Source organism: Bradyrhizobium sp. LA2.1 (genome assembly GCF_040547725.1).
GTDB classification, from domain to species: Bacteria; Pseudomonadota; Alphaproteobacteria; order Rhizobiales; family Xanthobacteraceae; genus Bradyrhizobium; species Bradyrhizobium barranii.
Genome location: NZ_JBEPQI010000025.1, coordinates 84747 through 111361 on the forward strand (window position 1 = coordinate 84747; position 26615 = coordinate 111361).

24 protein-coding genes and 1 tRNA gene are annotated in these 26615 nt (G+C 61.9%); 6 read left to right on the forward strand and 19 right to left on the reverse strand.

Features of this window, described 5'->3' with window-relative positions; genetic code table 11:
• Nucleotides 1-28: 28 nt before the first annotated feature.
• A complete protein-coding gene (locus tag ABIB95_RS36255; protein WP_354246811.1) occupies nucleotides 29-1603 on the reverse strand; it encodes an amidase family protein in 1575 nt (524 codons plus the stop codon).
• A gap of 263 nt (nucleotides 1604-1866) precedes the next feature.
• On the opposite strand from ABIB95_RS36255, the gene ABIB95_RS36260 reads away from it, so the two are divergent.
• The gene (locus ABIB95_RS36260) at nucleotides 1867-2685 is read left to right on the forward strand and encodes a uracil-DNA glycosylase family protein (protein ID WP_354246814.1); all 819 of its coding nucleotides are present in this window, start codon (nucleotides 1867-1869) and stop codon (nucleotides 2683-2685) included.
• On the forward strand, nucleotides 2682-4292 hold the full coding sequence (locus ABIB95_RS36265) for an amidohydrolase family protein (protein ID WP_354246817.1): 1611 nt from the start codon (nucleotides 2682-2684) through the stop codon (nucleotides 4290-4292). The genes ABIB95_RS36260 and ABIB95_RS36265 overlap by 4 nt, the downstream gene beginning before the upstream one ends.
• A gap of 7 nt (nucleotides 4293-4299) precedes the next feature.
• Here the strand turns inward: ABIB95_RS36265 and ABIB95_RS36270 are convergent, their stop codons facing one another.
• Nucleotides 4300-5334: an aldo/keto reductase gene (locus tag ABIB95_RS36270; RefSeq protein ID WP_085403627.1), complete on the reverse strand. Its 1035-nt coding sequence runs from the start codon at nucleotides 5332-5334 to the stop codon at nucleotides 4300-4302.
• A 10-nt stretch (nucleotides 5335-5344) separates the two neighbouring features.
• Complete coding sequence (locus tag ABIB95_RS36275) at nucleotides 5345-6526, reverse strand: MFS transporter (RefSeq protein ID WP_354246820.1); 1182 nt, start codon at nucleotides 6524-6526, stop codon at nucleotides 5345-5347.
• Between the two features lie 98 nt (nucleotides 6527-6624).
• Here ABIB95_RS36275 and ABIB95_RS36280 point away from each other — a divergent pair, with 98 nt between their 5' ends.
• Nucleotides 6625-7575: a LysR family transcriptional regulator gene (locus ABIB95_RS36280; protein ID WP_354246823.1), complete on the forward strand. Its 951-nt coding sequence runs from the start codon at nucleotides 6625-6627 to the stop codon at nucleotides 7573-7575.
• A gap of 47 nt (nucleotides 7576-7622) precedes the next feature.
• Here the strand turns inward: ABIB95_RS36280 and ABIB95_RS36285 are convergent, their stop codons facing one another.
• The 3 genes from ABIB95_RS36285 to ABIB95_RS36295 form a co-directional block, all read right to left on the reverse strand.
• The gene (locus ABIB95_RS36285; protein WP_014490468.1) at nucleotides 7623-8057 is read right to left on the reverse strand and encodes a cupin domain-containing protein; all 435 of its coding nucleotides are present in this window, start codon (nucleotides 8055-8057) and stop codon (nucleotides 7623-7625) included.
• 186 nt (nucleotides 8058-8243) lie between these two features.
• Nucleotides 8244-9209 carry a LysR family transcriptional regulator gene (locus ABIB95_RS36290; RefSeq protein ID WP_354246826.1) on the reverse strand — a complete coding sequence of 322 codons (966 nt, stop codon included), beginning with the start codon at nucleotides 9207-9209 and terminating at the stop codon, nucleotides 8244-8246.
• Nucleotides 9210-9437: 228 nt separating this feature from the next.
• Nucleotides 9438-10847, reverse strand: coding sequence for an amidase (locus ABIB95_RS36295; RefSeq protein ID WP_354246829.1), 1410 nt, complete (start codon nucleotides 10845-10847; stop codon nucleotides 9438-9440).
• 100 nt (nucleotides 10848-10947) lie between these two features.
• Here ABIB95_RS36295 and ABIB95_RS36300 point away from each other — a divergent pair, with 100 nt between their 5' ends.
• A complete protein-coding gene (locus tag ABIB95_RS36300) occupies nucleotides 10948-11508 on the forward strand; it encodes a TetR/AcrR family transcriptional regulator (protein ID WP_071916980.1) in 561 nt (186 codons plus the stop codon).
• A 95-nt stretch (nucleotides 11509-11603) separates the two neighbouring features.
• On the opposite strand, the gene ABIB95_RS36305 is transcribed toward ABIB95_RS36300, so the two are convergent.
• The 10 genes from ABIB95_RS36305 to ABIB95_RS36350 form a co-directional block, all read right to left on the reverse strand.
• Nucleotides 11604-11930: a hypothetical protein gene (locus ABIB95_RS36305; RefSeq protein ID WP_354246832.1), complete on the reverse strand. Its 327-nt coding sequence runs from the start codon at nucleotides 11928-11930 to the stop codon at nucleotides 11604-11606.
• The gene (locus ABIB95_RS36310; protein WP_354246835.1) at nucleotides 11863-13596 is read right to left on the reverse strand and encodes a long-chain-fatty-acid--CoA ligase; all 1734 of its coding nucleotides are present in this window, start codon (nucleotides 13594-13596) and stop codon (nucleotides 11863-11865) included. The genes ABIB95_RS36305 and ABIB95_RS36310 overlap by 68 nt, the downstream gene beginning before the upstream one ends.
• A 405-nt stretch (nucleotides 13597-14001) precedes the next feature.
• Nucleotides 14002-15060, reverse strand: a complete 1059-nt coding sequence (locus ABIB95_RS36315) for an HAD family hydrolase (protein WP_354246838.1) — start codon at nucleotides 15058-15060, stop codon at nucleotides 14002-14004.
• Nucleotides 15061-15198: 138 nt separating this feature from the next.
• The gene (locus tag ABIB95_RS36320; RefSeq protein WP_354246841.1) at nucleotides 15199-16422 is read right to left on the reverse strand and encodes a cytochrome P450; all 1224 of its coding nucleotides are present in this window, start codon (nucleotides 16420-16422) and stop codon (nucleotides 15199-15201) included.
• A gap of 115 nt (nucleotides 16423-16537) precedes the next feature.
• On the reverse strand, nucleotides 16538-17746 hold the full coding sequence (locus ABIB95_RS36325; protein WP_354246844.1) for a multidrug effflux MFS transporter: 1209 nt from the start codon (nucleotides 17744-17746) through the stop codon (nucleotides 16538-16540).
• Nucleotides 17747-17877: 131 nt separating this feature from the next.
• A complete protein-coding gene (locus ABIB95_RS36330) occupies nucleotides 17878-19230 on the reverse strand; it encodes a nucleotide disphospho-sugar-binding domain-containing protein (RefSeq protein WP_354246847.1) in 1353 nt (450 codons plus the stop codon).
• A 171-nt stretch (nucleotides 19231-19401) separates the two neighbouring features.
• A complete protein-coding gene (locus tag ABIB95_RS36335; protein WP_354246850.1) occupies nucleotides 19402-19728 on the reverse strand; it encodes a hypothetical protein in 327 nt (108 codons plus the stop codon).
• 183 nt (nucleotides 19729-19911) lie between these two features.
• Nucleotides 19912-20334 (reverse strand): tautomerase family protein, encoded by a 423-nt coding sequence (locus tag ABIB95_RS36340; RefSeq protein ID WP_354246853.1) that lies wholly within the window; start codon nucleotides 20332-20334, stop codon nucleotides 19912-19914.
• 134 nt (nucleotides 20335-20468) lie between these two features.
• Nucleotides 20469-21329, reverse strand: a complete 861-nt coding sequence (locus ABIB95_RS36345) for an SDR family oxidoreductase (protein WP_354246856.1) — start codon at nucleotides 21327-21329, stop codon at nucleotides 20469-20471.
• 157 nt (nucleotides 21330-21486) lie between these two features.
• A complete protein-coding gene (locus ABIB95_RS36350; protein WP_354246859.1) occupies nucleotides 21487-22020 on the reverse strand; it encodes a PaaI family thioesterase in 534 nt (177 codons plus the stop codon).
• Nucleotides 22021-22320: 300 nt separating this feature from the next.
• Between ABIB95_RS36350 and ABIB95_RS36355 the strand changes: the two genes are divergently transcribed.
• Complete coding sequence (locus tag ABIB95_RS36355) at nucleotides 22321-23283, forward strand: helix-turn-helix domain-containing protein (RefSeq protein WP_354246862.1); 963 nt, start codon at nucleotides 22321-22323, stop codon at nucleotides 23281-23283.
• A 146-nt stretch (nucleotides 23284-23429) separates the two neighbouring features.
• Here the strand turns inward: ABIB95_RS36355 and ABIB95_RS36360 are convergent.
• Nucleotides 23430-23519, reverse strand: a tRNA-Ser gene (locus ABIB95_RS36360).
• Between the two features lie 196 nt (nucleotides 23520-23715).
• On the opposite strand from ABIB95_RS36360, the gene ABIB95_RS36365 reads away from it, so the two are divergent.
• Nucleotides 23716-24057 carry a hypothetical protein gene (locus ABIB95_RS36365; RefSeq protein ID WP_354246865.1) on the forward strand — a complete coding sequence of 114 codons (342 nt, stop codon included), beginning with the start codon at nucleotides 23716-23718 and terminating at the stop codon, nucleotides 24055-24057.
• 37 nt (nucleotides 24058-24094) lie between these two features.
• Here ABIB95_RS36365 and ABIB95_RS36370 read toward each other — a convergent pair whose 3' ends face one another.
• Both ABIB95_RS36370 and otsB read right to left on the reverse strand, forming a co-directional pair.
• Complete coding sequence (locus ABIB95_RS36370; protein ID WP_354246868.1) at nucleotides 24095-25558, reverse strand: trehalose-6-phosphate synthase; 1464 nt, start codon at nucleotides 25556-25558, stop codon at nucleotides 24095-24097.
• A 235-nt stretch (nucleotides 25559-25793) separates the two neighbouring features.
• The gene (gene otsB, locus ABIB95_RS36375) at nucleotides 25794-26615 is read right to left on the reverse strand and encodes a trehalose-phosphatase (RefSeq protein WP_354246871.1); all 822 of its coding nucleotides are present in this window, start codon (nucleotides 26613-26615) and stop codon (nucleotides 25794-25796) included.

Consider the following 26615-nt stretch of genomic DNA (forward strand, 5'->3'; position numbering starts at 1 on the left):
CGTCGTGGGAGAGGGTGGGATCTTCACCTTACTCCATCGTCTCCCAGAGCCGGTGAGCGAGCACACCGGCACGCTTCTCGATCGCGGCCGCCGCATCGAGCGCGAGGTCCTCGCGATAGCGGCCGGCGATGAGCTGCACGCCGATCGGCTTGCCGTCATGCAGGGTCACCGGCACCACCGCGCCGGGCAGGCCCAGCACGTTGATGGCGGAGATGAAGCGGATCTCGCCCCAGAAGATTTCCTTCACGCGATCGGCACTGACGGTGTCGTCGCGCGGACCCGGCGTCGGCTTCACCGTGGTCGGCGCCAGCACGACCGGATACTCCTCGAAGAACAATTGCCAGGCGCGGATATGGCCGTTGCGTGCGGCCGTCGCCTGCATCCAGGCTTTGAGATCGAGCACATTGGCCTTGGTCTTCATGCCGCCCCAGGCCTTGTGGAAGTCCTCGGACGTCACCTTCAGCATGCCAGCCTCCTGCATCACCACGGTCTCGTTGGTGATGATGTCGCACCAGGTCTGCCAGACCCCGTCGATGTCGGGGACATCGACCTCGGTCACGCGATAGCCGGAACGCTCCAGGTGATCGGCGGCCTGACGCAGCGCCGCGCGGACGGACGGATCGACGTCCATATCCTCCGGGATCCTGGCCAGTGCGACCTTGATCGGTCCCTTCGGCTTCGGCCCGGCCAGCGGCGCCGGCACCCACCAGGGATCGCGCGGATCGCGCTGGCTCATCACATCGAGCGCGAGGCGGACGTCGCCGACGTGACGGGCGAGCGGACCCTGCGCCGACATCAGATGCGCCAGCATCGGCCGCTCCGCGGTTGCGCTTCCGTTGAAGGCGGGGATGCGGCCCTGCGTCGGCTTGATGGTGGCGACGCCGTTGCAATGCGCCGGCCAGCGCAGCGAGCCGCCGATGTCGTTGCCATGGGCGATTGTGCCGATGCCGGCAGCAACCGCCGAACCCGCGCCGCCCGAGGAGCCGCCGCAGGTGATGTTCGGGTCCCAGGGATTGAGCGTCAATCCGTGCAGCGGATTGTCGGTGAAGCCGCGGAACGAAAATTCCGGCGTGTTGGTGAGACCGAGAACGATCGCGCCGGCCTTTTTCAGGTTACGCACCACGGGCGAATCCGACGGCGCGACGAGATCCTTGTTGGCGGGCACGCCGTTGAAATTGGGCCGGCCCTCGTAATCGACGTTTTCCTTGATGGTGATCGGCACGCCGTGCAGGAGGCCGAGCTCACCGCCCCTGCCGCGCTGCTTGTCGGCCGCATGCGCAGCGGCAAGCGCTTCTTCAGAGAGATCGACGACAACCGCGTTCAGCCGCGGATTGACGGCGCGCATCCGTTCGAGATGCGCTTCGACGGTCTCGACGGCGGAGATTGCGCCGTTGCGGATCGCGGCTGCGGTGTCGACCGCGGACCATTGCCAGACCGGACCTTTCGGACGGCGTGCCGCGGCCGCCTTGCGCGGTGCCGGCTTCTTGACTGTCTTCTTGGCCGCCTTTGCAACGGCCCCCTTGCGGGCGGTGCTCGTCTTGACCGAGGTCTTCGTTACTTTCCTTGCAACACTTTTCTTCTTGGTCGCCGTCTTCTTCGCCACGCCGCATCTCCAAAAAATTACGCCGCGGAGGTTATGGAGGTCACGCGAGCGTGTACAGGTGCGTTTCTGCATGGCGCGTTGCCGCGACGCTCTGCCACGGGCCGGCGTGAGAGACGCGCATGAACCTTTGGCCCCGCTCTCCTGACCCATATACTGGTTGAATGGGAGAACAAACCACCGCCAAGATTGTGCCATCAAGATTGTCCATGGCGATTAGGTTTTTGACGTAGCTATTCTGACAGCGACGCATCGGAGCATTTGCCATGCTCGTGGAATTCGACAGCGGATACGACCAGCAGCCATTTCGCGATCTGTGCGCCGACTACCCGGGCGCTGAAGCCTACGATCCCAACGATTTCCGGATTGAATGGGGGCCGATCTTTCATCGCGGCCGGCTCGACGGATCGGCGCGTGTGCTCGTCGTCGGTCAGGATCCCGCTCAGCACGAGACGATCGTGCGCAGAATTCTGGTCGGCACTGCGGGCCGCCGGACGCAAGGTTTCCTGGCGAAGCTCGGGATCACGCAGAGCTACGTGATGGTGAACACCTTCCTGTACAGCGTCTACGGGCAGAGCGGCGGCAACAAGCACAAGAACGAGCCCGGTATCGTCGACTATCGCAACAAATGGTTCAAGGCCGTGCTCGCGCCGGGCAATATCGAGGCCGTCGTCTCGCTTGGCGGCCTCGCCGACGAGGCCTGGAAGGCCTGGCTCAAGACGCCCGACGGCGCGGCCTACAAGACCCTCGCGTATCAGCACATCACGCACCCGACCTGGCCGGAAAGCTCGGCCCATGACAACGCGACGCGGGCCGCGAACACCAAGATCATGCTGACGAAGTGGAACGCCGCGCTCGCGGCTCTCGCACCTGAGATCCAGCATCCCGACGTGCCGACGACGCTTGTGCCATATGGCGATGCCTTCAAACCGACCGAGCTCTTCGACATCATCGCAAAGGATCTCCCGGCGGGACTGCCGGCGTGGATGCGCGGAGACACGCCATGGGCCGTGCGCCAGGGCGCCGACGCGACCACCAAGCGACGCACGATCACGATCACCATCCCCGACGGAGTGATCCCATGAGCCCGGCTGCCAACCCGAAGCGATGGGCCCTGAGCGGGCGGATCGTGACTATGACCACTGAGGGCGACGTCATCAAGAGCGGGACGATCTTCATAGAGGACAATCGCATCGCCGCGGTCGTACCCAAGGGGCAGCCGACCCCGGTCGGCTTCGAGGCCGTCGTTGCAGTGGCGACCGGCGGCACCATCTATCCCGGCCTGATCGAGCTGCATAATCACCTGAGTTACAACATCCTGCCGCTCTGGCGCGTGCCGCAGTCCTACGGCAATCGCGACCAATGGCAGAATGCCAAATCGTACAAGACGTCCGTAACCGGCCCCATGAGCGCGATCGCACTGGCCGACGACGGCTCGCTGCTGCCGGCCCTGGTTCGCTATGTCGAAGCCAAGTGCATGGTCGCGGGTACCACGACGAGCCAGGGGATCACGCTGTCGAACTGGAGCGGCACGATCCACAAATATTACAAGGGCGCGTTGCGCGCCGCCGAGATCGGCAGCCCGCCCGATCTGCCGCGGGCACACTCGAAGATTCCCGACATCGATGCCGAGGATTGGGCGAAATTCGACAACGAGCTGAAATCGTCATCGTGCTTCCTGCTGCATCTCAGCGAAGGCATCGACACCAAGGCGCATAGCCACTTCCTCGCCTTGCGCAATTCCGAGGGCGATTGGGCGATCGAACCGTCGCTGGCCGGCATTCATTGCACGGCACTCGATGCGACCGACTTCGGAACGATGGCGGAAAACCATGCCAAGGTGGTCTGGTCCCCCTTGAGCAATCTCCTGCTCTACGGAAAGACGACCAATGTCGTTGCCGCGCGCACGGCCGGCCTCATCATTGCGCTCGGCTCGGACTGGTCGCCGTCCGGCAGCAAAAACCTGCTCGGCGAGCTGAAGGCGGCCAAGGTCGTGTCCGCGCATTTCAATCTCGGCTTCAGCGACTACGACATCGTCTCGATGGCGACGCGCAATCCGGCCTCGATCCTCAAGTGGGATGCGAAGCTGGGAACGATCGCCAATGGCAAGTTCGCCGACCTTCTGGTCGTGAAGGGAGTCACCGGCGATCCCTACGCTCATCTGATCAAATCGCGCGAGCAGGACATCGTTCTGGTCACCATTGGCGGACGAGCCCGTTATGGGACGAAGACGGTCATGCAGAAGGCGGGCGGAAGCGGCGAGGCGCTCAGGATGGGCAGCAGCGCGCGGGTGATCGACTTCACCTCGCCCGACCAGGATCCCGGGATCGAGAGGATCACGCTGGCGGAGGCGACGAGCCGCCTCCGTGCCGCGCTCGGCAATCTCGGCACCTTGCAACCGCACAGCCTCGCCATAAGCGATGCGATCGCCCGCGGAGCGGTGTCGCGGACCGGATGGCGCCTCGCGCTGGACGAGCAGTTCGGCAACAATGTCCAACTGCGCCCGCGGCTCGAATTCAACGGTGTCAGGACCGGTCCGGATTTGGCGGCGGTCGCGGCAGCGGCCGAGCCGCTGCATCCGATCAAGCTGGATGGCCTCACGGTATCAGGCGATCCCGCGTTTCTGGACACGCTGAAGAACGAGCCGAATCTTCCAGCGGGAATCGCGACGGCGATCGCGGCTTTTTACTAGTCGTTCGTCACACCAGCGGCGGATTGAGGCGCGTAAAGCCTTCCTGGATGCGATAGGGGTAGTAGGGATAAGGCGGCATCACGGCGCTGACCTCGTCGAGACGCGTGATCTGCGCAGCGCTCAGCGACCAGCCAACCGCGCCGAGATTGTCGCGCAATTGCGCTTCGTCGCGGGCACCGATGATCACCGAGGATACGGTCGGACGCGACAGCAGCCAGGCAATCGCGATTTGCGGCACGGTGCGGCCGGTCTCCGCGGCGATTGTATCAAGCACGTCGACGATGGCATAGAGACGCTCATCATCCACGGGCGGGCCGAACTGCGCGGTGGCGTGCAGACGGCTGTTCGCAGGGAGCGGCTCGCCGCGCCGGATCTTGCCGGTGAGCCGGCCCCAGCCGAGCGGGCTCCAGACCAGCGCGCCGACGCCCTGGTCGCGAGCGAGCGGCATCAGTTCCCATTCATAGTCGCGGCCGAGCAGCGAATAATAGACCTGATGCGCGACATGGCGCGGCCAGCCGTGCCGTTCGGCAATTGAGAGCGACTTCATCAGCTGCCAGCCGGCGAAATTGGAAACACCGACATAGCGCAGCTTGCCGGCACGTACGAGCGTATCGAGCGTGGACAGCACCTCCTCGATCGGCGTGAACGCATCGAAGGCATGGAGCTGGAGCAGATCGAGGTAATCGGTGCCGAGCCGCCGCAGCGCTGCTTCGACCGAGGCGACCAGACGATATCGCGAAGAGCCGGCATCGAGCGGACCGTCGCCCATCGGCAGGCTCATCTTAGTGGAGATCAGCACCTTGTCGCGGCGTCCCCTGATCGCGGCGCCGAGGATTTCCTCTGACGCGCCGTTCGAATAGACATCGGCGCTGTCGAACAGATTGACGCCGGCCTCGAGGCAGATATCGACCAGCCTGCGCGCTTCGTCAGCGCCGCTGCGGCCCCAGGCCGAGAACAGCGGGCCTTCGCCGCCAAACGTGCCCGTGCCGAAGCTGAGGACGGGTACCCTGAGGCCGGAAGCGCCGAGATTGCGATATTCCATGATCATTCTCCTATTCCGCGGGGCACGCCGCGACTGCGGACTGCGTTCGATCGAGCTGAAGGCTCCATAGTGCAAGCACGAGACCGACGGCCGTGATGCCGGCCGCGACCAGCGGCAGCGCGGAGAGACCGAGCCCGCGGTCGATGGTGACGCCGCCCGCCCAGGCGCCGAGCGCGTTGCCGAGATTGAAGGCGGCGATGTTGAGGCTGGACGCGAGCGTACGGCCGCTGGGGCCGGCGGCTTCCAGCACGCGAAGCTGGAGCGGCGCGACGGTCGCAAAGGCCGCGATGCCGAGCAGCAGGATCAGGGCGATGGCTGCGATCTTGACCGACAGCATGGCGGCAAGGCCAAGCAGCACGATGGCGAGCGCAGCGAGCGTGCCGATCAGGGCACGCGCGAGGCCACGATCGGCGAGCTTGCCGCCGGCGACGTTGCCGATCGCGAGACCTGCACCGAACACCAGCAGGATCGGCGACACCGCGGCTTCCGAGAAACCGGCGAAGCGCGTCAGGATCGGCTGGATATAGGTAAAGACGACGAACAGGCCGGCAAAGCCGAACACGGTCATGGCAAGACCGAGCAGCACCTGCGGCCGGCCAAGCACCGCGATCTCCTCGGCCAACGATACTGGCTTGTCGCCATTGCCGACATGGCCGGGCACGAATGTGGCCACCACTGCGAAGGCGATCACGCCGATCACCGTCACCGCCCAGAATGCCGCGCGCCAGCCGAGCATCAGGCCGAACCAGGCGCCGAAGGGCACGCCCAGGAGCGTCGCGACCGTCAGGCCGATGAACATGGTCGCAATCGCCGACGCGCGCTTGTCCTCCGCGACGAGGCTGGTCGCCACCACCGAGCCGACGCCGAAGAAGGTGCCGTGGGCGAGCGAGGTCAGCACCCGCGCCGCCATCAGCCATTCGTAGTTCGGCGCCAGCGCGCAAGCCGCGTTGCCGAGCGTGAAGATCGCCATCAGCGCCAGCAGCACGGTTTTCCGCGGCATCCGCCGCGTCGCCAGCGTCAGCACAGGCGCGCCGACGAAAACGCCGAGCGCATAGCTGGAGATCAGCAGCCCCGCGACCGGCACGGAGACATGCATGTCCGCGGCGACCTGGAGCAGCAGGCCCATGATGATGAACTCGGTGGTGCCGATGCCGAAGGCACCGGCGGTGAGGGCGAGGACGGCGGGAGGCATGCGTGGCTCCAATGCGAGGGACGAGCCACGCAGATAGCCGCAGCGCAGCAAAACCATTAGGATGTCCGCAATCCAATCATTTGTGACATGAATTCAACATGGCCCGTTTCGACACCAACCGCTCCGCCGAGATGGAGGTTTTTGTCCGCGTCGTCGATCTCGGCGGATTCACCCAGGCCGCGCGAAAGCTGCGTCTGACGCCGTCGGGCGTCAGCAAGCTGATCTCGCGGCTGGAGACGCGCCTCGGCTCGCGGCTGATCAACCGCACCACGCGCAAGCTGACGCTGACGGAGGAGGGCCAGGCCTTCTACCAGCGCGCCGTGCGCATTCTCGGAGAGATGGAAGAGGCCGAGCGCGAGGCGGCCTCGGGCGCGGCGCCGCGCGGCCGCCTCACGGTCAACTGCAACATTCCCTTCGGCATGCTGCACGTCCTACCGCTGATTCCCCGCTTCCTGGAACGGCACCCCGAGGTCACACTCGACCTCGTGCTGACCGACACGCTGATCGACCTGATGCAGGAACGGGCCGATATTGCGATCCGCGTCGGGCCCCTGAAAGCTTCACGCCTGGTCGCGCGAAAGCTCGGCACCAGCCGCATGGTCGTCGTCGGCACCCCAAACTATCTGGCGCGCTTCGGCACGCCGAAGACGCCGGCGGATCTCACTGAGCACCGCGGCATCGGCTGGACCTTTCCGCGCATCCGCGGCGGCTGGCCATTCCGGCGCGGCGACCGCACCGAGGAAGCCATGCCGCCACCGGCCGCGCGCGCCAGCGACGGCGAGATCGCCCGCCGCCTCGCCCTCGGCGGCGTCGGCCTCGCCCGCCTCGCCCTCTTCCACATCGGCCCCGACATCGAATCGGGCCGTCTCGTTCCGGTCTTGCAGAACTACAATCCCGGCGACCGCGAAGACATCCACGCCGTCTATGTCGGCCACACCGCGCCCCTGCCCGCGCGCGTGCGCGCGTTCATCGATTTCCTGGCCGAGCATGTGCGGGTGAGCGACCCCGCGCTGAAGCGCGCGGGGGATGGGGGGTGGAGGGTGACCTAGGGACGTCGAAATCGCGGCGATACGCGCATTCGGTGCTGCCCATCGTGTCATGGGAGCGGACCAACTATCCGTTGGCCGTTGCGCGCTGCGATCGTCGGCAGCATGTCCATATGCTGCTCGCGCGGCTCGGGGATCCTGTGCAGATCGCGGAAGAATTCCTCGTGACGACGCGGCGTGGAGACGAGGATGTGTCTCGCGTCGGCCGGCCCCTCATTGGTGAATCCGTGAACAACTCCTCTCGGTACGAGAATCCGCGAACCGGGTCCAGCGACCTCGGTCTGGTCTCCCACGAGGTATTTCACCTGGCCCTCCAGGAGGACAAACAGCTTGTCCTCCTCCTCGGAGATGTGGGCGGGTGCGCCGAAGCCCGGCTTGATGGTCATGTCCAGCACCGTGAACGGGCTTTCCTGCGGATTGATAATTTTCGTCGTGAGACCGGCAAATTCGGTCGTTTCGAACTTCGTCGTGATGACGCTCTGCATTGGCCAAGGCTCCATTGACTTCGGAGCTCGATAGATTGCATGCGGGAGGGCTGCGGATTAGTCCCCTTCCGCAAGCCACAGCGGCTGTAGTTCTGGCCAATTGGCATCGGAGTTTCCCGAAGACCAGTTCTGCTGCCCGAACGATCCACCTCAAACTGTCGGCATGAACAACGACAACAACGGAAATCACCGCGCCGCAGCTGCAAGGTGTCGCTCGAACACACGGGTAAAATCCGCGACCTTGGCGCTTAGATCGGCCCGCGACGGATATGTGAGATGCAGGCGGATCGTCCCGGAGGACTGCTCTGGCAAAATCGGCACGACGAGCCCCGATGCGTATTCCACTCTGCAGAGGGCTTCCGGAAGCAGACCAATCCCCTGGTGATTCAGCACGAGCTCACGAGCAAGAGCGAAGGAGTCGACCGCGACATGAAAGGCGGGCCACGTCGCCCCGCCCGGCAAGGAGCGGGATAGAAGGCGCAGCAATTCCGGCCTCGATGGCCCGATCAAGGTCGACGCGTCGCGAATATCGACGGGGATCCCGTGACGGCTCACATAGTCTGCGCTCGCATAAAGACCAAACTTCATGTCGATTGCGCCCTTGATCAGGGCTTCCTGAGGATTGGCCGCTCCGATGCGGAGCGCAATATCAATATCCTGGGAGATGAGATCGAGCACGTCGTTAGTGAGCGACACCTCAAAGCGCACATTGGGGTGATCGTTTCTGAAATCCCCGATCGCGGCTGCCACGATCCTGACCGGAAAGTCGGCCGGCAGCGTGATGCGGATTTCGCCGGCATATGGGTCGTCAGCACCGCTTACCCCCCGGAGCGCGTTGACCAGCAGGGCAAGCGCGCCAGCCGAACGCTGGTAGAGTTCTCGTCCTGCGGCCGTGAGGGCAAAAGCGCGCGTGGACCTCTTGAAGAGCCGCGCGCCGAGCGCCGCCTCCAGGCTGCGGATGCGCAAGCTGACGGACGACCTCGGCGTGTTGGTTTCGCGGGCTGCCGCCGCAAATCCGCCGGCGCGCACGACAGCGACGAATGTCTGCAGGGAATTCAGGTCGATCGGCTGCGCGTCGGTGTGAGCGAGACTTGAATGTTCATTCTGATCATCCTTCTCGGCCTCTTCGAGAGCGCTGCTGTGTGCCTTCATGACGTCCTGTTTCCGGTGATGTTCCGGCGCGCGCGGGAACTTCATGAGGGAAGGGAGCGGCAACCGATAGCGAACCTATGGACGGCGACAATGACCGGAGCGCACCAGGATTTGCGACGCAATTGAACGTGACCGTCGGTTGATTGAGCAAGCCGCGATATCGTCAGCTCATCGTTCATGGTGGATGCTCTCAGGGGAGAGGGCGGGTTGAATCCCGCCCTTTCATCGTCAGATAGTCGGATGAAGGTCGCGAACCGGGCTCACCTCCTCGAGGAGCGAGGCGACCTTGAGCGTCGTCGATTCCGCCAACCAGGAGGAGACGATTTGCACGCCGATCGGAAGACCGTCATGGCTCGTTCCAAACCGCATTGATAGAGCGGGCATTCCCGTCAAGCTGAACGGTGATGTGGCGCTCATGACGTGAAAGGGTGAAACCGTCACACCATCGACCACGAGGGCGTTGAGACCATGCTTGGTCGCCGGGAACGGGGTCACCGGGCATAGCAGCGCATCGTAGCGCTGGAAGTATTCGGCGAAGCTGTCGCGAAGGCGCTCTATGGCCTGCTCGGCGGCGACGAAGTCGGCTATCGGCGTGTCAGGTGTATCGAGGACCAATTTGGCGTGCCTGAAGATCTGGGCCTCGTGGCCGGCAGTGACCTTCTCGAACTCGCGCCGGGTTTCCATCTGTTGGAGCTGCCAGAGGACGCTGTTGGCATCGGTCTGCTCCACGACCGGCAACCGGACCTGTTCGACGTGGTAGCCGGCATTGCTCAGCGCATGTGCCGCTGCCTTCACGGTCGCGACCACTTCCGGATCGATGGGTCCGAAGAAGCCCGGAGAGGCCATCCAGCCCACGCGAAGCTCACGGGTCGATTTCGTACCTACCCCTGTATCGAGGCTGGGCGAGCTGACCGAGAAGCCGTCGGCACCGTCAGGTCCTGCCATCAAGGAATAAGCGAGCGCCACATCGCGAACGGAACGCGCCATCGGACCGATGTGCCAGAAACGGCGTGGCACCCGAGGCCAATGGCCCGTCATCGGCATTCGACCGTGAGTCGCTTTAAATCCAACGATACCGGTATGCGCTGCCGGGCCGCGCAATGAGATCGAGAGATCGCTGCCCACGCCGAGCGGCGACATGCCCGCTGCGATGGCGGCGGATTCACCGCCGCTCGATCCGCCCGGCGTGTAGTCGAGGTTCCAGGGGTTGTTGGTTTGGCCCGTCAGGAGATTGTCGGTTTCGATCGAATAGGAAAATTCGGGCGGATTCGTTTTTGCGATGAGGATGGCGCCGGCGGCCTTCAGCCTGGCCACGACGGTGGCATCAGTATCAGGCACGCGCCCCTTGAAAATCGGCGAACCGCGCTGCGTCAGCACACCCGCCGCGTCGATCCCATCCTTGACCGTAAACGGAACGCCATGGAGAGGGCCGAGCTGGGCGCCCGATATCACCGCCGCTTCGGCCGTCCTGGCGCCTTCCATCGCGCCGTCGGCCAGCGTCACGATCGCATTCAGCTTGGGATTGACCGCCGCGATGCGGTCGAGATGCGCCTGCATGACCTCGACGGGCGAAAGCTCCCGTAGGGCAATGAGCTGGGAGATGCGAGTGGCGTCCATTCTAACGATGTCATCAGTCATATCGATCCTACCTGCCATTTGGTAGGCTGGACATGTCCCTCGCATTTATGGACTTCAATCCCTACCTGTCATTTGGTAGGGACACGTTAAGGTGATCACGATGAGCGAAAATGCGAGGGAAGCAATCCTGGCCGCGGCGCGCAGGACAGCGCAGGCCCACGGGTATGGCGGGTTGAACTTCCGCGACATCGGAGCCGAAGTCGGTATCAAGGCTGCGAGCATCTATCACCACTTCCCCGGCAAGGCCGAGCTGGGTGCGGCGGTGGCGAGACGTTACTGGGAGGATACGGCGGCGAACCTCGAAGCGCTTTCAAAAGCGAACGGAGATCCAAGAAAGGCGCTCCGCGCCTATCCGGGACTTTTTCGTCGATCGCTCGAGCAGGACAATCGCATGTGCCTCTGCAGCTTCATGGCGGCCGAATATGATGATCTGCCGGACGCCGTCAAAACCGAGGTGCAAGCCTTCGCCGATGTCAACGTGGCCTGGCTGACCAGGATGCTCGCAGCGGCTTCAGTTCCCGCCAGCAAGCGTGAAGCAAGGGCTCGCGCGATCTACGCGGCCGTTGCCGGCGCGCAGCTGATGGCGCGGAGCCGCGCCGACCTGAAATTGTTCGATGCGCTGATCGAAAGCTATCGCGGATCGGGCTTGATCCCGACCTGAAAGCCGATCCTGCCTGCGCCGTCCAAATAGCTGGCGGAGATGAATCGTGGACATCTTTGGCTTCTTCACGTCGGCGCTTGCGTGCCAATTGACAGTCAATTGGAGAACGTGCTCGCCTTGCGGACGAGCAGTTCATCGCCCTTTCGGCTGATTTCGAGCGCGGGTGCCTGGTATGGTGTTGAGACAACGACGCGCTGACCGGGCGCCAGTACTGTCACAAAGCGGATCGGCGCTCCCGCTTCACCCTGTGCAAGAGTCGTGACGACGCGGAATCCATCGGGCTCGACCGTGTAGTAGGCGACGCCGGATACATCGCCGAGATTGATGCTCAGGCCCTCGATCGGCCGCAGGCCGTTAGCGTGTGCGGCCCCGAGTGAGGCGAAGGTGACGGCGGCTGCGAGAAGCGAGCTGCGGACTGACATAGGAACCTCCGTTGGCTTCGGCGGCGGGCGGGTTGCGCGTCTGGCTGATCGCGGCGGAATCGCGGTTTCCGTAAAGCTCGCGCAATTTGGTCTTCAGGACTTTTCCGGTCGCCCCGTGCGGAAGCTCGTCGACGAACAGAACATCGTCCGGCATCCACCACTTCGCGATCTTGCCCTCGTAAAAGGTCAGGAGATCTTGCGCCTCGAGCCTCGACCCCTGGCGCCGGACCGCAAGCACGAGCGGGCGTTCGTCCCATTTTGGATGCGCAATACCAATCACCGCCGCTTCGACGATTTCGGGGTGGGCCATCGCCAGGTTTTCGAGCTCGATAGACGATATCCATTCGCCTCCGGACTTGATGACGTCCTTCGAGCGATCCGTAACCTGCATATAACCGTCGCTGTCGATCGTGACGACATCACCCGTGAAAAACCAGCCATCGGCACACTCGCTTTCCGGCATCTTGTAATAAGCGCGGGCAATCCAGGGCCCCCGAACCACGAGGTCGCCAACGGCCTTGCCATCGTGGGGGAGTTTTCTGTTGTTGCCATCGCGAATGCCGATTTCGACCCCGAAAAGCGCACGTCCTTGTTTGACCTGGCGAGACCGCCGTTCAGCTCTCGACGAGGTCATGTGCTTGTGCAGTGGCTTCGAGATCGTCGCGAGCGGGCTGGTTTCCGTCATGCCCCAGCCATGCAGAACTTCTACTCCGTATTCGTCCTGCAGCGTTTCCATCAGGGAGGCCGGACATGCCGTGCCACCGATCAGCGCACGATTGAGCGTCGTCGGCTTCACGCCGGCGTTTTGCAGGTATCGAACATAGCCCAGCCAGACCGTCGGCACGCCGCCGGCGAAAGTCACCCCGTGGTCCTCGAACAACCTGTGCAGGCTCTCACCGTCGACGTTTTGGCCGGCCAACACCAGCTTCGAACCCGTCGCCGTTGCACAATACGGCATTCCCCAAGACATTGCGTGGAACATCGGCGAGACAAGCGCGACCGTGTCATCCAGAGAAATGCGACAAGCGTCTGGGAGCGCTGCGGCGCAGGAATGCAGCACGGCGCTGCGATGGCTATACAGCACACCCTTCGGGTTTCCTGTCGTTCCCGACGTATAGCACAGTCCGCATGCCGTGTTCTCGTCGAACTCGGGCCATGCATAAGCTTCCGAGCACCCGGAGAGAAATCCTTCATAGGATGGGAAGCCTTTGGCTCCCACGATCTTTGCGTCGCCCGCCTCGCCCAGATATATCCACGCTTCAACAGTCGGACATTGCGGCATTAAAGAGTGTACGAGATCGATAAAAGCCAGATCGAAGAATACAACCGCATCTTCGGCGTGGTTGATGATGTATATGATCTGGTCTACGAACAGCCTTGGATTGATCGTGTGGCAAACGGCTCCCATTCCGGAAATACCGAAGTATAGCTCCAGATGCCGATAGCTATTCCAGGCTAAGGTCGCCACGCGATCGCCTGGCTTAATGCCGATCGAGTCCAATGCATTTGCGAGCCGAGAACTGCGCTCGAGAAGGCCGCTGTAGTTCGTGATGTGATCGGGCTTGTCGGGAGTTCGGGAGACGATCTCGACATCGGGAAAGGAGCGCGCCGCGTGCATGAGAATGGACGACAGGAGCAACGGAGTTTGCATCATTAAGCCAAGCATGGCGAATGTTCCCTCGGTTTCAACGCTTTCACTTCAGCCGCAAGCGACTGTTCGTGCGGGCAGGAGATGGTCCGCACGGGTATCCATTTGGCGAGAGGTCTTCATCAGCCAGGACGACGTCTCGCCCGCCCTCTCGCCCTTGGGTGCCCGGTCCCCGAAAACGCGCCTTCGCGCGAGACCTGAGAAGGATGGCGAGCTTGAAGTGAACGACTAGCAGCCTGATCGCAAAGGACGTGACGAGCCATATGACTGACAGGGGCATTTGTCTTCCAAACACGATTTAGATTCGATGCTGTGAATGAAGTTAAGACTCTGGAAGCTGGATGTCGTGAGCCGCCGGCGCCCTTTCACCGGTACTGGCACGCACCGCTCACTGCCACATCGCGCCACCAACTCAGCCATCAGCTATTGGAACGAAAAGATATTCTTCCAGTCGTTCTTCATGCTGATGATGGTCCAGTTTTTCTTCCTGGCCTCAGCGTAGAGCGCGGGGGTGAAGGAACCGATCTTGGTATAGGGCAGCCCCTGCGCCGGACCATAAGCGTACTCACGTATTCCATCGTCGTGCAGTACAAGCATCGATAGTCGCGCGCCCTCCCCGGCACCCGTATATTCCAGCATCTGCTGGTCTCCGGTCGAGTTGCCAAATGAAGCGTTCGGACGCCGACCAATCATCAAGTGAATGCCCTCCGGTTTCCCGGCAGCGCTGTCATACAGCATGAGCCTGGGTTCACTAATGAGGACCGGCTTGCCGTCCTTGTCATAATCATATTTGATGGCAAGCGCCGACCCGACCACCTGCTCCGGTGGGATGCCGTAGACCTGCTGTGAATACAGGCGCACAAAATCCTGACCGAAGCCCGTGACAATGTAGGTCTTAAAGCCATTCGCCCGCAGGTAGGTCATCACCTCCAGCATCGGTTGGTAGACGAGTTCGGTATAGGGCCGCTTCCAGCGTGGGTCCTTCGCGGAGGAAAGCCATTTCTTTCCTTCGGCCTCGAACTCGTCAGTTGTTATGCCGGCGAGCGTGGCAAGGACGATCTTTTCGAGGTCTCGCATCGAAAGCCCGGCTATCGCTTCCCGGTTTCCCGAGAGCACCGTCTTGAATGGCTCAACGTCCTTTAGCGCCGGCTCTTGCGCGACCAACACCGGGACCCGGTCGAGGCAATACACCATTTGGCTATAAATCGGCTGCTCCACCCAAAGCGTGCCATCCTGATCAAAAGTGGCAATGCGTTCCTCGGGAGGCACGAACTTCGGACTTGCTCGGTCTGTCGTGTCTCGGACGAAGTCGAGGATCGCTTGTTTGGCGGATCCGTTATTCCACGATGGCAATGGGCCGCTCGAAGCGGTCTGGGCCAACGCGGAGACGGATAAGGGCGGCGCGGATAGGGCTGGAAGCAGCGCCAACGTCGTGAGCAGGGTGCGACGGTCGATGCCGGAGCGCAGAATAGTTTCTTTCATGGTCGGCTATTCCTAGTTCAAGTAGATCGGGTGTGAGCATGTTCGGTGAAATGCGACGGTCCGCACTGCTGATGGGGCTTGCGAGCGCCATCAGGTCGGCCGTGGGGGACAAAGGCTCATGGTGACTGGAACGCAGTGCTAGTCCGCGCGCACCCAAAGCGCTTCTAATCCATTGAAGTTGAGCATCGTCCGGCGCTCCAAGGGGTGCTCGGCACTCAGGCGGAGCTTCGGGAACCGCTCGAAAAGCACCGAAAGAGCGATCTGTGCCTCGGCCCGGGCCAATGGCGCGCCAAGACAGAAATGGGCGCCGCCGCCAAATGAGATGTGACGCTTATCCGGCCGTTCGATGTCAAACCGCTTTGGGTCGGGATGCGCCTCTGAGTCGTGGTTCGCTGCGTAGAGCACGGCATTGATCGTCTGCCCCGCCGCGACCGGGCACCCGTCGATCTGCATCGCTTCGGTTGCGATCCGAGTGCCTTGCACGACTGGCGCGTCATAGCGCAACACTTCCTCGACGGCGCTACGAACCAGGCTCGGATTAGCGAGCAGTTTGCTGAGTTCACCGGGATGCTGTAGCAGGGCTAGTACGGCGTTACCGATAAGATCAGTCGTCGTCACGTTGCCCGCAAAGAGCAAACTATGGCAAACGTTTGTGATCTCCGCTTCGTCGAGCTGCTCGCCGTCCTCTTCGGCGTCGATCAGGCTGCTTATCAGATCGGCCCGTCGTTCCTTACGACGCTTTTGGATTACCTCAGCGAAGTAGCTGGTGAGAGCAGCATTGCAGGATGCCAGGATGGCCTCCTGCTCCGGCGTGCGTTGCGGGTTGAACATCTGTAGTTTGCCGTCAGACCACTGCTTGAAGTCGTCGCAGCGGGCGGTATCGACGCCCAACATCAGCGCGATGGCGATCGTCGGCAACGGTCGGGCATAAGCCTCCATAATATCGAAGCAGGATGGATAGTCGATGTCGTCCAGCAAGCCGCATGCGACCTCAGTGATACGCGGGCGCATCGCATCGACCGCGACCTGGTTGAACGCCTTGACGACCAGGGAGCGCAGGCGCTTATGGTCCGGGTCATCCATATGCAGTATGAGCGGCTGAAATGTCTCATCCACCTTCAGTTGCACCCGAGAGAACGAACCCGGGCGGGATTTCCGTGGATCGGAGGCCAGTTCGCGATTATTCATGACGGCATCGACATCGACCGCACGGGTCAGCACCACCCGATCGAACATCCGGTCCTGGTGCACCGGCTCGCGCGACCTCAGCATATCGAGATATTCGTCTGGCCGCTCCCGAAAGACGGGATCCAAGTGGGTCAGGGAAATTCCCGTTGGCACCGCAGTCTCGTCGTTACTCATGGATCTCGTCCTTTCGCTAGGGTTTAGTTCCGATCGGCTTGGAACGAGCGAAGCCTCCGCGCATGGCAGTCATCGTCGCCGAAGGTGATCGAGGCCATCCAGCGCGGGCATGACGCTAACTTGCGAAAACGCGACGCTCGGCGGGACGGGCAATCAGCAGATAAGAGGCCAGCGCCAGAAGCGAACACGGCGTCATGACCGCGGCCATCGATAGCGCTGATCGTCCGTCGTAAAGACACGCAACGAGCCCGCTTGAGACGGCGCCTGCCATCATCTGAATGCTTCCGGACACAGCGCCTACCGCGCCGGCGATCTGCGGCAACGGATGCATCGTCGCGCGGATGGCGTTCGGTATGGTCAATCCGAAGGCAAGACCAACAGCGACCAGAAGTGAAACAACAAGGAGTAGCGGTACCCAGCCGACCAGTGTCGTGGCAAGCAATAGCCCTGAAGCCACCGCCGAGACTGTCAAACCCCTCATCAGCACATAAGCTGGTGAGACGTTCCAAGCGACGAGCCGGCGATCGAGGAAAGCCCCGGCCATGACCGATCCGGAGCACGCACTGAAAATCAGGCCATACTGATTAGGCCGTAGCCCCATGCTGTTGATGAAGAACAGGGAGGACCCGGTGACATAAGCCATAACGGTCCCGCCGGCGGCTGCACCGACCAGAATGTATGCGAACGAGATCGGATGCCTCAGGACTTGAAGATAGCTGCGGCCAATGATTGATGGTGCAAGGCGATTGGTCTGATCGATCTTTGCACTTTCGGCAAAGCCGGTGACCAATGCGATCAACAAAACCAGACCCATTACGAACTGAATCGTGTAAATCAGGCGCCAGCTGCCCAGCGCCAGTAGAGCCGCGCCAGCGGTCGGCGCGATCAATGTGACTACATTTATGGCAATGACAACGTTGGCCATCTTCGCACGCGCATTATCCCCCTCGAACAGGTCGCGGATGATTGCAAACGTCAACGTTGTGCTGGCCGCGCCGCAGCCTTGGCCGAAGCGGCACACCAGCAGCACCGGTAATGATTGGGCGAGCGCGCAAGCGAGACTGCCGACGACAAAGAGCGTGACGCCGAATACCACGACGGGCCTGCGACCGTACCGATCGGATACCGGCCCATAGACAAGCGGCGCCGTCGCCAGACTGAGCATGAAAACACTCATCGTAAAGCCGACATCCGCGGGCGGCGCGCCGAGAGCGGCGCCAGTGGCCGCCAGTGCCGGTAAGCTCATGTCAATGCCCGAATACGGAACTGAGGCAAGAAGGCCCAGCAACAGCGTGAAGGCAAACGATGCGGGTTGAATACGCATGGGTTGAATATCCGATACGTTGCTGATCCCGCGCGTCGTCAGATGCGGCGCGTGTCCGCGGAGATATCGATCGCCTCCCAGACGAAGGACGGAAGAATCAACCTTCCATCCTTCCCGGGAGCGGAAGCAAGTCACCGATTGGCGGCGACACGTCGACCTTGCTTAGCGACCGTGGTGCCGCCCGGGTCGCTTATCTCATTCGACCCTTGCGCGACTTGGTTGATGATCCGCAGGATTTCGGAGCGAGTGTCGATCGTCTTGAACTCGTCGGCCATAGCTGAGGCACCCGAACGATAGTCCGGTTTGTCGAGCACGACGCGCACGGCCTCGCGCAACGCTTGTGGTGTCGGATTGTTGGTCGCAAGATTGATTCCGACACCGGACCATGCCACATGCACGTTCACGTCCGCCTTGTCTTCCGTCAACCCTGCGGTCACAAGCGGAATTCCAAAGCTCATCGCCTGGTTGACACTCCCATATCCACCGTTGGTGACGAGCACGTCGACCTTGGGCAGAAGCCACTCGAACGGCAGATAGCTGGCGAGACGCGCATTGCCGGGAATTGGGCCAGGAATGTCGCCGACCGCGCGACCGCCCGCTGTGGCGACCACAAGCAAGTCAGGTTCGTTCGCGAGTCCCGCAAGCGCCGGCGCGATCAGAAGGTCGAAATCGTGGTTTGCCACCGTACCCTGCGTCACAAGCACGACCTTGCGCGAGCCGTCCAGTTCGTGCGCCCACGCCGGAAGCGGGACCTGATTGGGTATAATCGGAGGGGTGCCGACAAAAGTCACAGAGGAAGGGATATCGCGTGGAAATTCAAAACGCGGTACCGTCAACTGCATATAGGCATCTGCAAGCTCTACGACCGATTCGAAGAGAGGCTTCGACACCGATCCAACGCCCAGGTCCTTCAGGTACCGATTGACGCAAAGGCCGAGAGGCCCGTCGACGATCTTGTCGTGTTCTCGCGCGAAGGCAGCATATTCGTCGAGGTGTGCTCGGGTGGCCGCGGGCGGCAAACCCGCAAAAGCCGGCGCTCTGTCCTCGCGTTGCCAGTGCAAGACGGATGTGCCGCAAAGAACAATAGGCAAGCGTTTCGATCGCGGTCCTACCAGCATGGGTAGGACACCAAAAAACATATCGTCGCCAATAATGATGTCGGCAGGGAATTCCCGCAAGACCTTGTGCACGCCGCTATACTGAGCGGGAATGGTATCGACGAAGAAGCGCTCGACTAATGTGCGCAACCATTGTGGCCCGGGCGGTACGCCCTTCATCTCGTCGGACGTGATGACATCCTGCGCAGTCAGATCCGCCTCTTCGGGGAGCGGATAGAATCTTGCTTCGAACCGTTCGACACGGCTACGCAGGGAGGTCCCCGTCAAAAAGGCAAGTTCGTGGCCCTCCGCGATCAAGATACGGCCGATCGCCAGTAGCGGATTGAGATGGCCGGTCCCGGGGGTCGAGACGACGAGAATCTTCATATGATCGTCTCGTCCGATTGTCGACATAGCGATCTCCTTTGGGTTGCGACGCAAGACCTGTGAAGCGTCGAGGCTGAAGAGCACTGCGGCGGGCCGGCTGGGCGGTATTGCGTCCGCCCGGCCCCTTTCCGCATTGGAATCATCGTGAGAAGGCGCCAATTCGCTCGAAATTTAGTTCGAAACCGATTTCACCTTGCGGACGAGCACGCTGTCGCCGTTCCGGCTGATTTCGAGCGCATCTGCCTGGTACGGTGTTGAGAAAGCCACACGCTGACCCGGTGCAAGAACAGACACAATACGGATCGGTGTTCCCGCCATGCCCTGTGCGAGGGTCGTGACAACATGGAATCCGTCGCGCCCGACGGTGTAGTAGGTGACACCGGACACTTCGCCGAGGTCGATGCTCATACCATCAATCGGACGCAGGCCATCGGCGTGGGCGGCCTCCAGAGAGGCCAAGGCGAATGCTGCGGCTACAAACATGCTACGGATCGGCATAGCGATCTCCTTTGGGTTGCGACATAAAACTGTAAAGCGTCGAGGCTGAAGAACACTGCGACGAGCCGGCCGGGCGATATTACGTCCGCGCGGCGCCTTTCGGCATTTAGGCGTTCGCGCCGCCGAAGCTTGGCGGATTGATAACCATCGCCGCGATCGGCTCGCTGAAGGCTGCGCCCACACTCAGGTATATGCTGACGGGCGGTCCTCTTTGACCCAGTGCTTTTCAGCCTCGGAATCTGGGTCAGGCGGCTTCATTCCTTGGATGGTCCAGAAGTCGATTGGCGTTTCGTCAATGTGGACCTCCCAGCGATAACCCCGCTCGCGTGTGAAGGGATTGAGCGTAGTGTTGACGCGCTCCAGCCACCACGCTCGCCGCTCGGGAGCAGTTGCGCGAGCAATCTGATCAATCCAAATCCTGACAAAATCGTTCGCTGCCTTTCCACCGATAAAGAACGAGTTCCTTGGCAATTCGTGAAAGACAACGCTTGCATAGAACCGGGGCAAGCCGACCCCCGCGTAGAGGTCCGTGATACGCGTCGCAAGCGCGCGCTTGTCCTCGGCTGAGTACGCATTCTCCGGACAGTAAATATGCCACAGAGGCATTTAAGTTCTCCTTGTTAGGCTTTGGCGATATTCGTCCTGGCTTCTTTCGAGGGCGTATTCCTGGCAGGGCGCGCCCGCCAGCATGCTGCCGCGTGAGGACGGGTCGACGGCAGGCGCCGACCCGGAACGCTCCATCACGCGAGTTCTTCGAGATGCCCGAGGCCCAGACCGTCGACGACGGCCTTCTGGACGGGCGCGATGTCGGCATTGATCTTGTCAGCACCGAACGACGTGCCCACCACCGTCCGAGCGGCGCGACTGCCCTTCGCCTGGCCGACGAGCTTGGCGACGGCCTCGGCAATGTCATGAGGCTTCGGAGCATCTTTTCCCTGCAGCATTGACGTGAAGGTCTTGTAGATGGCGTCGGGAATCTGGCCGACCTCGCCGTAGGACTTCGTGATGTCGCCGTCGGCAGGCCTCTGGATGCTCGAGTACAGGCTTGTCGGGTAAGCGCCAGGCTGAACTTCCACCACGTCTACGCCGAGTTGGGAGACCTCCAGCCGAATGCTGTCGGTCAAAGCTTCGATCGCCATCTTGCTCGCGCCGTAGATGCCGACGAAGGGGAACGTCACCCGGCCGAGGACCGAACCCATGTTGATAATGAGGCCTTCGCGCTCCCGACGCATCGAAGGCAGCACTGCCCGCGTAACGCGGAGGAGCCCGATGACGTTGGTGTCGAAGATCGCCTTCGCCTGATTCGCCGTGAAGGCTTCGGTCACGCCGACCGACGCAATGCCGGCGTTGTTGACCAGCACGTTGATCTTGCCGGCCTCGGCGAGGATAGAAGCAATGGCGCGATCGACCGAGCCGTCATCGGTAACGTCGAGTTCCACGACACCTATTTTCTGGCTTCGCAGCGCGTCGGCGTGGCTGCGATTGCGGCCGGCGATGTCGCGCATCGCGGCGAACACGCGATAGCCGTCGCGCGCCAGCCTTTCCGCGGTTTCGCGGCCGAAGCCGCTCGATGTGCCGGTGATGAGAATAGTCCTGGTCATGGTTTGCCTCCGGTGGTGAGGGTTGCGGGTCAATGCGAGATGATCAGCCGGTATGGCTGGTCAGGAACTGGCGGGGTACCGCGACCGGGATGTCCGAGAACGAGCTTGAACGGACGTCGGGAGCGGCGGGTTGGGGTGATGAATCCTTGGATGCGAGTCAGAAGGCGAATTCCAGGCTGGCGTGTGCAACCAACGTTCCCGTAGACGCAAACGAAACGCGGGTTTCCGTGAAGGCCGACGCTTTGCCAAAGCGCAATACTTCTGCTCTTACATGATAGTCATCGTTGACGGCTGGACGCAGGAAGTGAGTGTGCTGATACACGGTGCCTTTAGTGATGCGCCCCGTCGTGCCCACAGACAGTGATGCAACCGAGTCAATGGCCGCCATAATTGCCTGGCCACATACCGCACAGCTTGACAATTTAAGCGCATCATTTTGTGGAAGCATCGCGGACACGATGCCCGGGCAGACCTTGAACTCACGAAGGCCGAGCATTTTCACCCAGGGCGCGAAAACATATTCGTACAACTCAAGAACGGTGGCATCCGTCACTGGCAAACAATGAAGCGGAACCGGAATTCCATGCCGCCCAACTCCCAAGGCAGGATCGGACTCGTTTTGCGTTGCCTGCTCGGTCACAAGAGCCCGGTTTCCCGTTAGCGTCATTGTATTCTGAACTTCTGCAATCATTGTCGTCTCCGATTCTCGTCAAAGCGCGACTACGAGGATCGGAATCTAGGCGGCTGGACCGCAGGTGTCGTGAGGCGATCGCGCCCAATCATCCGTACTAACGCGCACCGCCTGGCGCGCCTCGCGGCGATGCTGACACGATCTCGGGGGCGTGATTTGGCGTGACGCAGAGTTGAGTGGGACCCGTCCCGGGCCACGCTAGCTTGATCAAACGTCTGCCCGTGGTTTCGGCGCGGGCCATTACAAACCGTGCGATTAGGCTTGCCAAGACTCGTTTTACCAAGACCCGTGGAGGTGATGATGCGCCCGAACGACGATTTTCTCAGCGCTCCAGAATTGGATTATGACGGTTTCCGAGCTGCAATGCGCGAGGATTGGGGATGGTTTACTCCTGCTCGCGAAACCAACATCTTCGCCAGCAAGGTGCGCACGCGGCGCGTCTTCGGATTCGCTGCAGTGGATCTCACCTGCAGCGCTACCCGCCTTGAGCGGACGGAACAGGACATTCGCCGTGACAACATGGAGTACTATTTCGTCACAGTGCAGGATACCGGCGAATCGATTATCATTCACAACGACAGAGTCGTAAATATCACTGCTGGCGATGTCGTCCTGCTCGATTCCACAAAGCCCGTGACATTCATCTCGCGGGCCCAAGACAGCGCGCGATGGCTTGGTGTGCAAGTGCCGCGCCAGAAGCTGGCGTCGCATCTCGGCTTCGAACCGCAAGGTGGCGTGTGCGGTCCTCGGCAGGCGCAAGCGTCACGTCTGCTTTGTCAACTCGCTCTTGACCCGATCAGCGATGCAGAACCGGCGTTCGCGTCGACTGATAACTTTATGCATCTGGTGGTCTACGATCTCCTCGGTGCACTGTTTGCACCTCCCGCCCCGCTTGGCTCGCGTCACAACGACAAGCTGTTCATGCGCGTCTGCGGCATCATAAAGGACCGCTTTGCCGATCCGGACATCTCTCCGCGGGAGGTGGCTGCCGAGGCGGGAATTTCACTGCGCTATTTGCAGAAGCTGTTCACGGTCCGTGGGTCGACATGCGGTCACCACATATGTTCGGCCCGTCTGGATCATGCGGCGCGTCTGATCGAACGCCGCGCGTTGATGAAGACAGGTCAGCCTCTCAGCGATATTGCCTACGCCTGCGGCTTTCGCGACTACACGCATTTTGCGCGCGGCTTCCGCCGGCGTTTCGGCACCGCGCCGGGCGCCGTCGGAGCAGGCGCCACCGGTAACGACAGCGCACGGGTGTGAAGGCTGCAGAAACAGAGGCAAGCGCAGTTAAGCTCGGCTCTCGACCGAATTCAGAAAGGATCTCGCTTTCCAACCCCTGCCGCGCCCAGAAGCAATCCGGGGGTCGACCGTCGAAAACAGAGATCTACCTAACATTCGATAGGAGCTGGCGGAGAGAGTGGGATTCGAACCCACGGTACGGTTTCCCGCACACACGCTTTCCAAGCGTGCGCCTTAAGCCACTCGGCCATCTCTCCGGAGCGCCCTCTCTTGAAGGGGAGCCGATGATTTTGCAAGGGATCGCGGGTAAATCGGGTGAATTTTCCGTAAGATATTGTATTTGAAAGATAATATCCGGCGCCAGCTGGCGCTCCGGAACCGCCCAATGGCTGAACCGGAAGCGGGTTTGGCGCGACGATTCACTCAAGACCGCCAAACACGACCGGGGGCGCCATGACCATCCGCAAGACCATCACCGTGCTGGGCCTGATTTCGGCCCTTGGCTCTGCCTTTGCCGCGCCGGCCTCGGCGCAGGTCTGCACCCGGCAGGGCGTCGACGTGAGTTGCGACGACGGGCGACGCGGGGTGCTTTCGGGCGATGCCATCATCTGGCCGGACGGGACGCGCTCGAACGCCTCGCCGCATCCGAGCGTGATCATCGGCAACAAGAGCTCGGTGCATGTCGGACCCGGCGTGTTCGTCGGCCAGGGCAAGGGCATGGTGCCGCTGGACGATCCCAACGCGCCGAACAAGCGGCAATGCGCGATTTTGGACGGGGTGTCGTATTGCTATTGAGCACCTCTCCCCGCGAGAACGGGGAGAGCAAGAGAGCTTAAATCAACCTTACACCTGATATCGCCGACTTCAGCCAGCGTAGTGCCTGCGGCGGCTGGGCGTCGAGCGGCGCGACGACGGCCTTCTCGGTCCGGCACTTCTCCAGCCCGGCGACGAAGTCGGCGGACCATTGCTGGATGGTGTGGCCGCGCAGCGTCTTCATCATTGCGTCCCAGCGCATCTTGCGCTCGGTGAGCGACATCGCGGCCGCGACCGCGATCGCACGGGCCATGCCGTCGATATCGTGCGGATTGACCAGCAGCGCCGTTTCGAGCTCGTTGGCGGCGCCGGCGAACTTCGACAGCACCAGCACGCCGGGATCGGCCGGGTTCTGCGCGGCGACATATTCCTTGGCGACGAGGTTCATGCCGTCATGCAGCGGCGTCACCACGCCGATCTGCGCGGTGCGGTAGAGACCCGCAAGCACGGCCTGGCTGAAACCCTTGTTCAGGTAGCGGATCGGCGTCCAGTCGACCTCACCGTGGCGGCCGTTGACGTCGCTGACGAGACGCGCGACCTCGTTCTGGAGATTGCCATAGGCCTCGATCGCACCGCGCGAGGGGTTGGCGATCTGGAGCAGCGAGATGCTGCGTGCAAACTGCGGATGCTCGGTCCAGAGCTGGTCGAACGCGCTGATTCGATTGACGAGACCCTTGGAATAGTCGAGCCGGTCGACGCCGATCGCGAGCCGCTCGCCGTTGAGACTGCGGCGCAGCCGCGACACGTCGGGATGCGAGGCCGATTTCGCCGCGTAAGCCGCGAACTTTTCCGCATCGATGCCGATCGGAAAGACCTCGCAACGCGTACGGCCATGCTGCGAGATCGCAACGCCGTCTTCGACGGCGAGGCCGAGTTCGCTCGCGACATAGCCGAGGAAATTCTGGCAATCCTCATTGGTCTGGAAGCCGAGCAGATCGTAGGCCAGCATCGCCGTGATCAGTTCGCGATGATTGGGCACGCCCTGCATCACCGCGACGACCGGCCACGGCGTGTGCAGGAAGAAGCCGATCGGATCATCGACGCCGAGATCGCGCAGCTCCGCGCCGAGCGCGAGGAAATGATAATCCTGCACCCAGAACGCCGTTTTCGCTTTCCGGAAGCGCATCAAGGCGCGCGCCATGAAGGCGTTGACCTCGCGATAGCTGACATAATCATCGCGCGAGACGCGGATCAGATCGCTGCGCGAATGCAGCGCCGGCCAAAGCGCCGAATTGGCAAAACCTTCGTAATAGCCGCCGTAATGCGCCGCCGGCAGATCCAGCGTCGCTATCGCACCCGACCCGAGCGCTTCGATCTCGGCGAACGGTTCCTTCTGATGGCCGTCGCGCACACGGCCCGACGAACCCACCCAGATAGCACCCGAATGTTCCACCACGGGAAGCAATGCCGCAGCCAAGCCGCCCGTCATCGGCTCGTTGGGTTTACCGCGCGCAACTCGATTTGAAACGACGACTAAATTCACAGGTCGTCCCCTCCTTCATTCCAACCCGTTTAACTGCTGTTCATCAATATGGTTCCTGTCCATCATTTGTACGAAATGAAACCAAAATCAGGCACATGCGTTGGAACCAGTTTTTCTGCTGGGAACCCGGCGGTTTCGCTCAACAAAGTCAGTTTTCGTGACTGTGTTGCCCAGCATGAATTGCGCGCGCAAGCGAACGACGTGAGCGACAATGTGGCCCCGAGGTGTCGGTGCCTTATTCCAACCTTGTGTCGTCGAGCAGACGCGCGAGGAACGCGCGCACATCCTTCGGCTCATCGAAATGGCCGTTGACGCCGATGGCGCGGCGGCCGACCGAGAAGGCGAGCCCGTTCATGTCGGGCATGATCGCGAACACGGTCTCATCGGTGACGTCGTCGCCGATGAAGATCGGGCGGCGTCCTTTAAAGGGCTCATGCTTCATCATTTCGCGCACGCCGGTCGCCTTGGTGAAACCGGAATGCTTGATCTCGCAAACGAACTTGCCGGGCAGCACCTCGATCGGCGCATTGGGCAGATCGGCGCGGATCAGCGAGACGGCTTCGAAGATCGCCTTCTCAGCATGCGGCGCGAGACGATAATGCAGCGCCAGCGAATAGCCCTTGTCCTCGAGCAGAATGCCGGGGCTGAGCTTGGCGATCGCAGCCAGGCGCCGCTTCAGCTCCTTGTCCATCGGCGGCGCGTGCACGTCGTCGGCCTCATCGCCCACCGACAGGCGCATTTCCGCGCCGTGACCGGCGACCGCGCGAAACACATCCGGCGCGAAGATCAGGTCGATGTCGTTGAGCGAGCGACCGCTCACCATCGCCAGCGCGCCGGACGTGCGCTCGGTCAACAGGTTCAGCGTTTCCGACAGGCCCGGCGGCACCCACACCTCGCGCGGCGTCGGCATCAGGTCGAGCAGCGTGCCGTCGATGTCGAGCAGGATCGCGGTCTCGCCGAGATGCGGCACGAGCGCATGCGGCACCGGCACCGCGTCGGGCGCTTCTTCGTCAACCATGGGGCGCTTCTGATCCAATTCCGCGAGTTCCGATTTCAT

Excerpts from the sequence above, each read along its gene's own strand:
- ABIB95_RS36260 (WP_354246814.1), top strand. The coding sequence starts at position 1,867 with ATGCTCGTGGAATTCGACAGCGGATACGACCAGCAGCCATTTCGCGAT.
- ABIB95_RS36265 (WP_354246817.1), top strand. The coding sequence starts at position 2,682 with ATGAGCCCGGCTGCCAACCCGAAGCGATGGGCCCTGAGCGGGCGGATC.
- ABIB95_RS36270 (WP_085403627.1), bottom strand. The coding sequence starts at position 5,334 with ATGGAATATCGCAATCTCGGCGCTTCCGGCCTCAGGGTACCCGTCCTC.
- ABIB95_RS36275 (WP_354246820.1), bottom strand. The coding sequence starts at position 6,526 with ATGCCTCCCGCCGTCCTCGCCCTCACCGCCGGTGCCTTCGGCATCGGC.
- ABIB95_RS36280 (WP_354246823.1), top strand. The coding sequence starts at position 6,625 with ATGGCCCGTTTCGACACCAACCGCTCCGCCGAGATGGAGGTTTTTGTC.
- ABIB95_RS36285 (WP_014490468.1), bottom strand. The coding sequence starts at position 8,057 with ATGCAGAGCGTCATCACGACGAAGTTCGAAACGACCGAATTTGCCGGT.
- ABIB95_RS36290 (WP_354246826.1), bottom strand. The coding sequence starts at position 9,209 with ATGAAGGCACACAGCAGCGCTCTCGAAGAGGCCGAGAAGGATGATCAG.
- ABIB95_RS36295 (WP_354246829.1), bottom strand. The coding sequence starts at position 10,847 with ATGACTGATGACATCGTTAGAATGGACGCCACTCGCATCTCCCAGCTC.
- ABIB95_RS36300 (WP_071916980.1), top strand. The coding sequence starts at position 10,948 with ATGAGCGAAAATGCGAGGGAAGCAATCCTGGCCGCGGCGCGCAGGACA.
- ABIB95_RS36305 (WP_354246832.1), bottom strand. The coding sequence starts at position 11,930 with ATGTCAGTCCGCAGCTCGCTTCTCGCAGCCGCCGTCACCTTCGCCTCA.
- ABIB95_RS36310 (WP_354246835.1), bottom strand. The coding sequence starts at position 13,596 with ATGCTTGGCTTAATGATGCAAACTCCGTTGCTCCTGTCGTCCATTCTC.
- ABIB95_RS36315 (WP_354246838.1), bottom strand. The coding sequence starts at position 15,060 with ATGAAAGAAACTATTCTGCGCTCCGGCATCGACCGTCGCACCCTGCTC.
- ABIB95_RS36320 (WP_354246841.1), bottom strand. The coding sequence starts at position 16,422 with ATGAGTAACGACGAGACTGCGGTGCCAACGGGAATTTCCCTGACCCAC.
- ABIB95_RS36325 (WP_354246844.1), bottom strand. The coding sequence starts at position 17,746 with ATGCGTATTCAACCCGCATCGTTTGCCTTCACGCTGTTGCTGGGCCTT.
- ABIB95_RS36330 (WP_354246847.1), bottom strand. The coding sequence starts at position 19,230 with ATGAAGATTCTCGTCGTCTCGACCCCCGGGACCGGCCATCTCAATCCG.
- ABIB95_RS36335 (WP_354246850.1), bottom strand. The coding sequence starts at position 19,728 with ATGCCGATCCGTAGCATGTTTGTAGCCGCAGCATTCGCCTTGGCCTCT.
- ABIB95_RS36340 (WP_354246853.1), bottom strand. The coding sequence starts at position 20,334 with ATGCCTCTGTGGCATATTTACTGTCCGGAGAATGCGTACTCAGCCGAG.
- ABIB95_RS36345 (WP_354246856.1), bottom strand. The coding sequence starts at position 21,329 with ATGACCAGGACTATTCTCATCACCGGCACATCGAGCGGCTTCGGCCGC.
- ABIB95_RS36350 (WP_354246859.1), bottom strand. The coding sequence starts at position 22,020 with ATGATTGCAGAAGTTCAGAATACAATGACGCTAACGGGAAACCGGGCT.
- ABIB95_RS36355 (WP_354246862.1), top strand. The coding sequence starts at position 22,321 with ATGCGCCCGAACGACGATTTTCTCAGCGCTCCAGAATTGGATTATGAC.
- ABIB95_RS36365 (WP_354246865.1), top strand. The coding sequence starts at position 23,716 with ATGACCATCCGCAAGACCATCACCGTGCTGGGCCTGATTTCGGCCCTT.
- otsB (WP_354246871.1), bottom strand. The coding sequence starts at position 26,615 with ATGAAATCGGAACTCGCGGAATTGGATCAGAAGCGCCCCATGGTTGAC.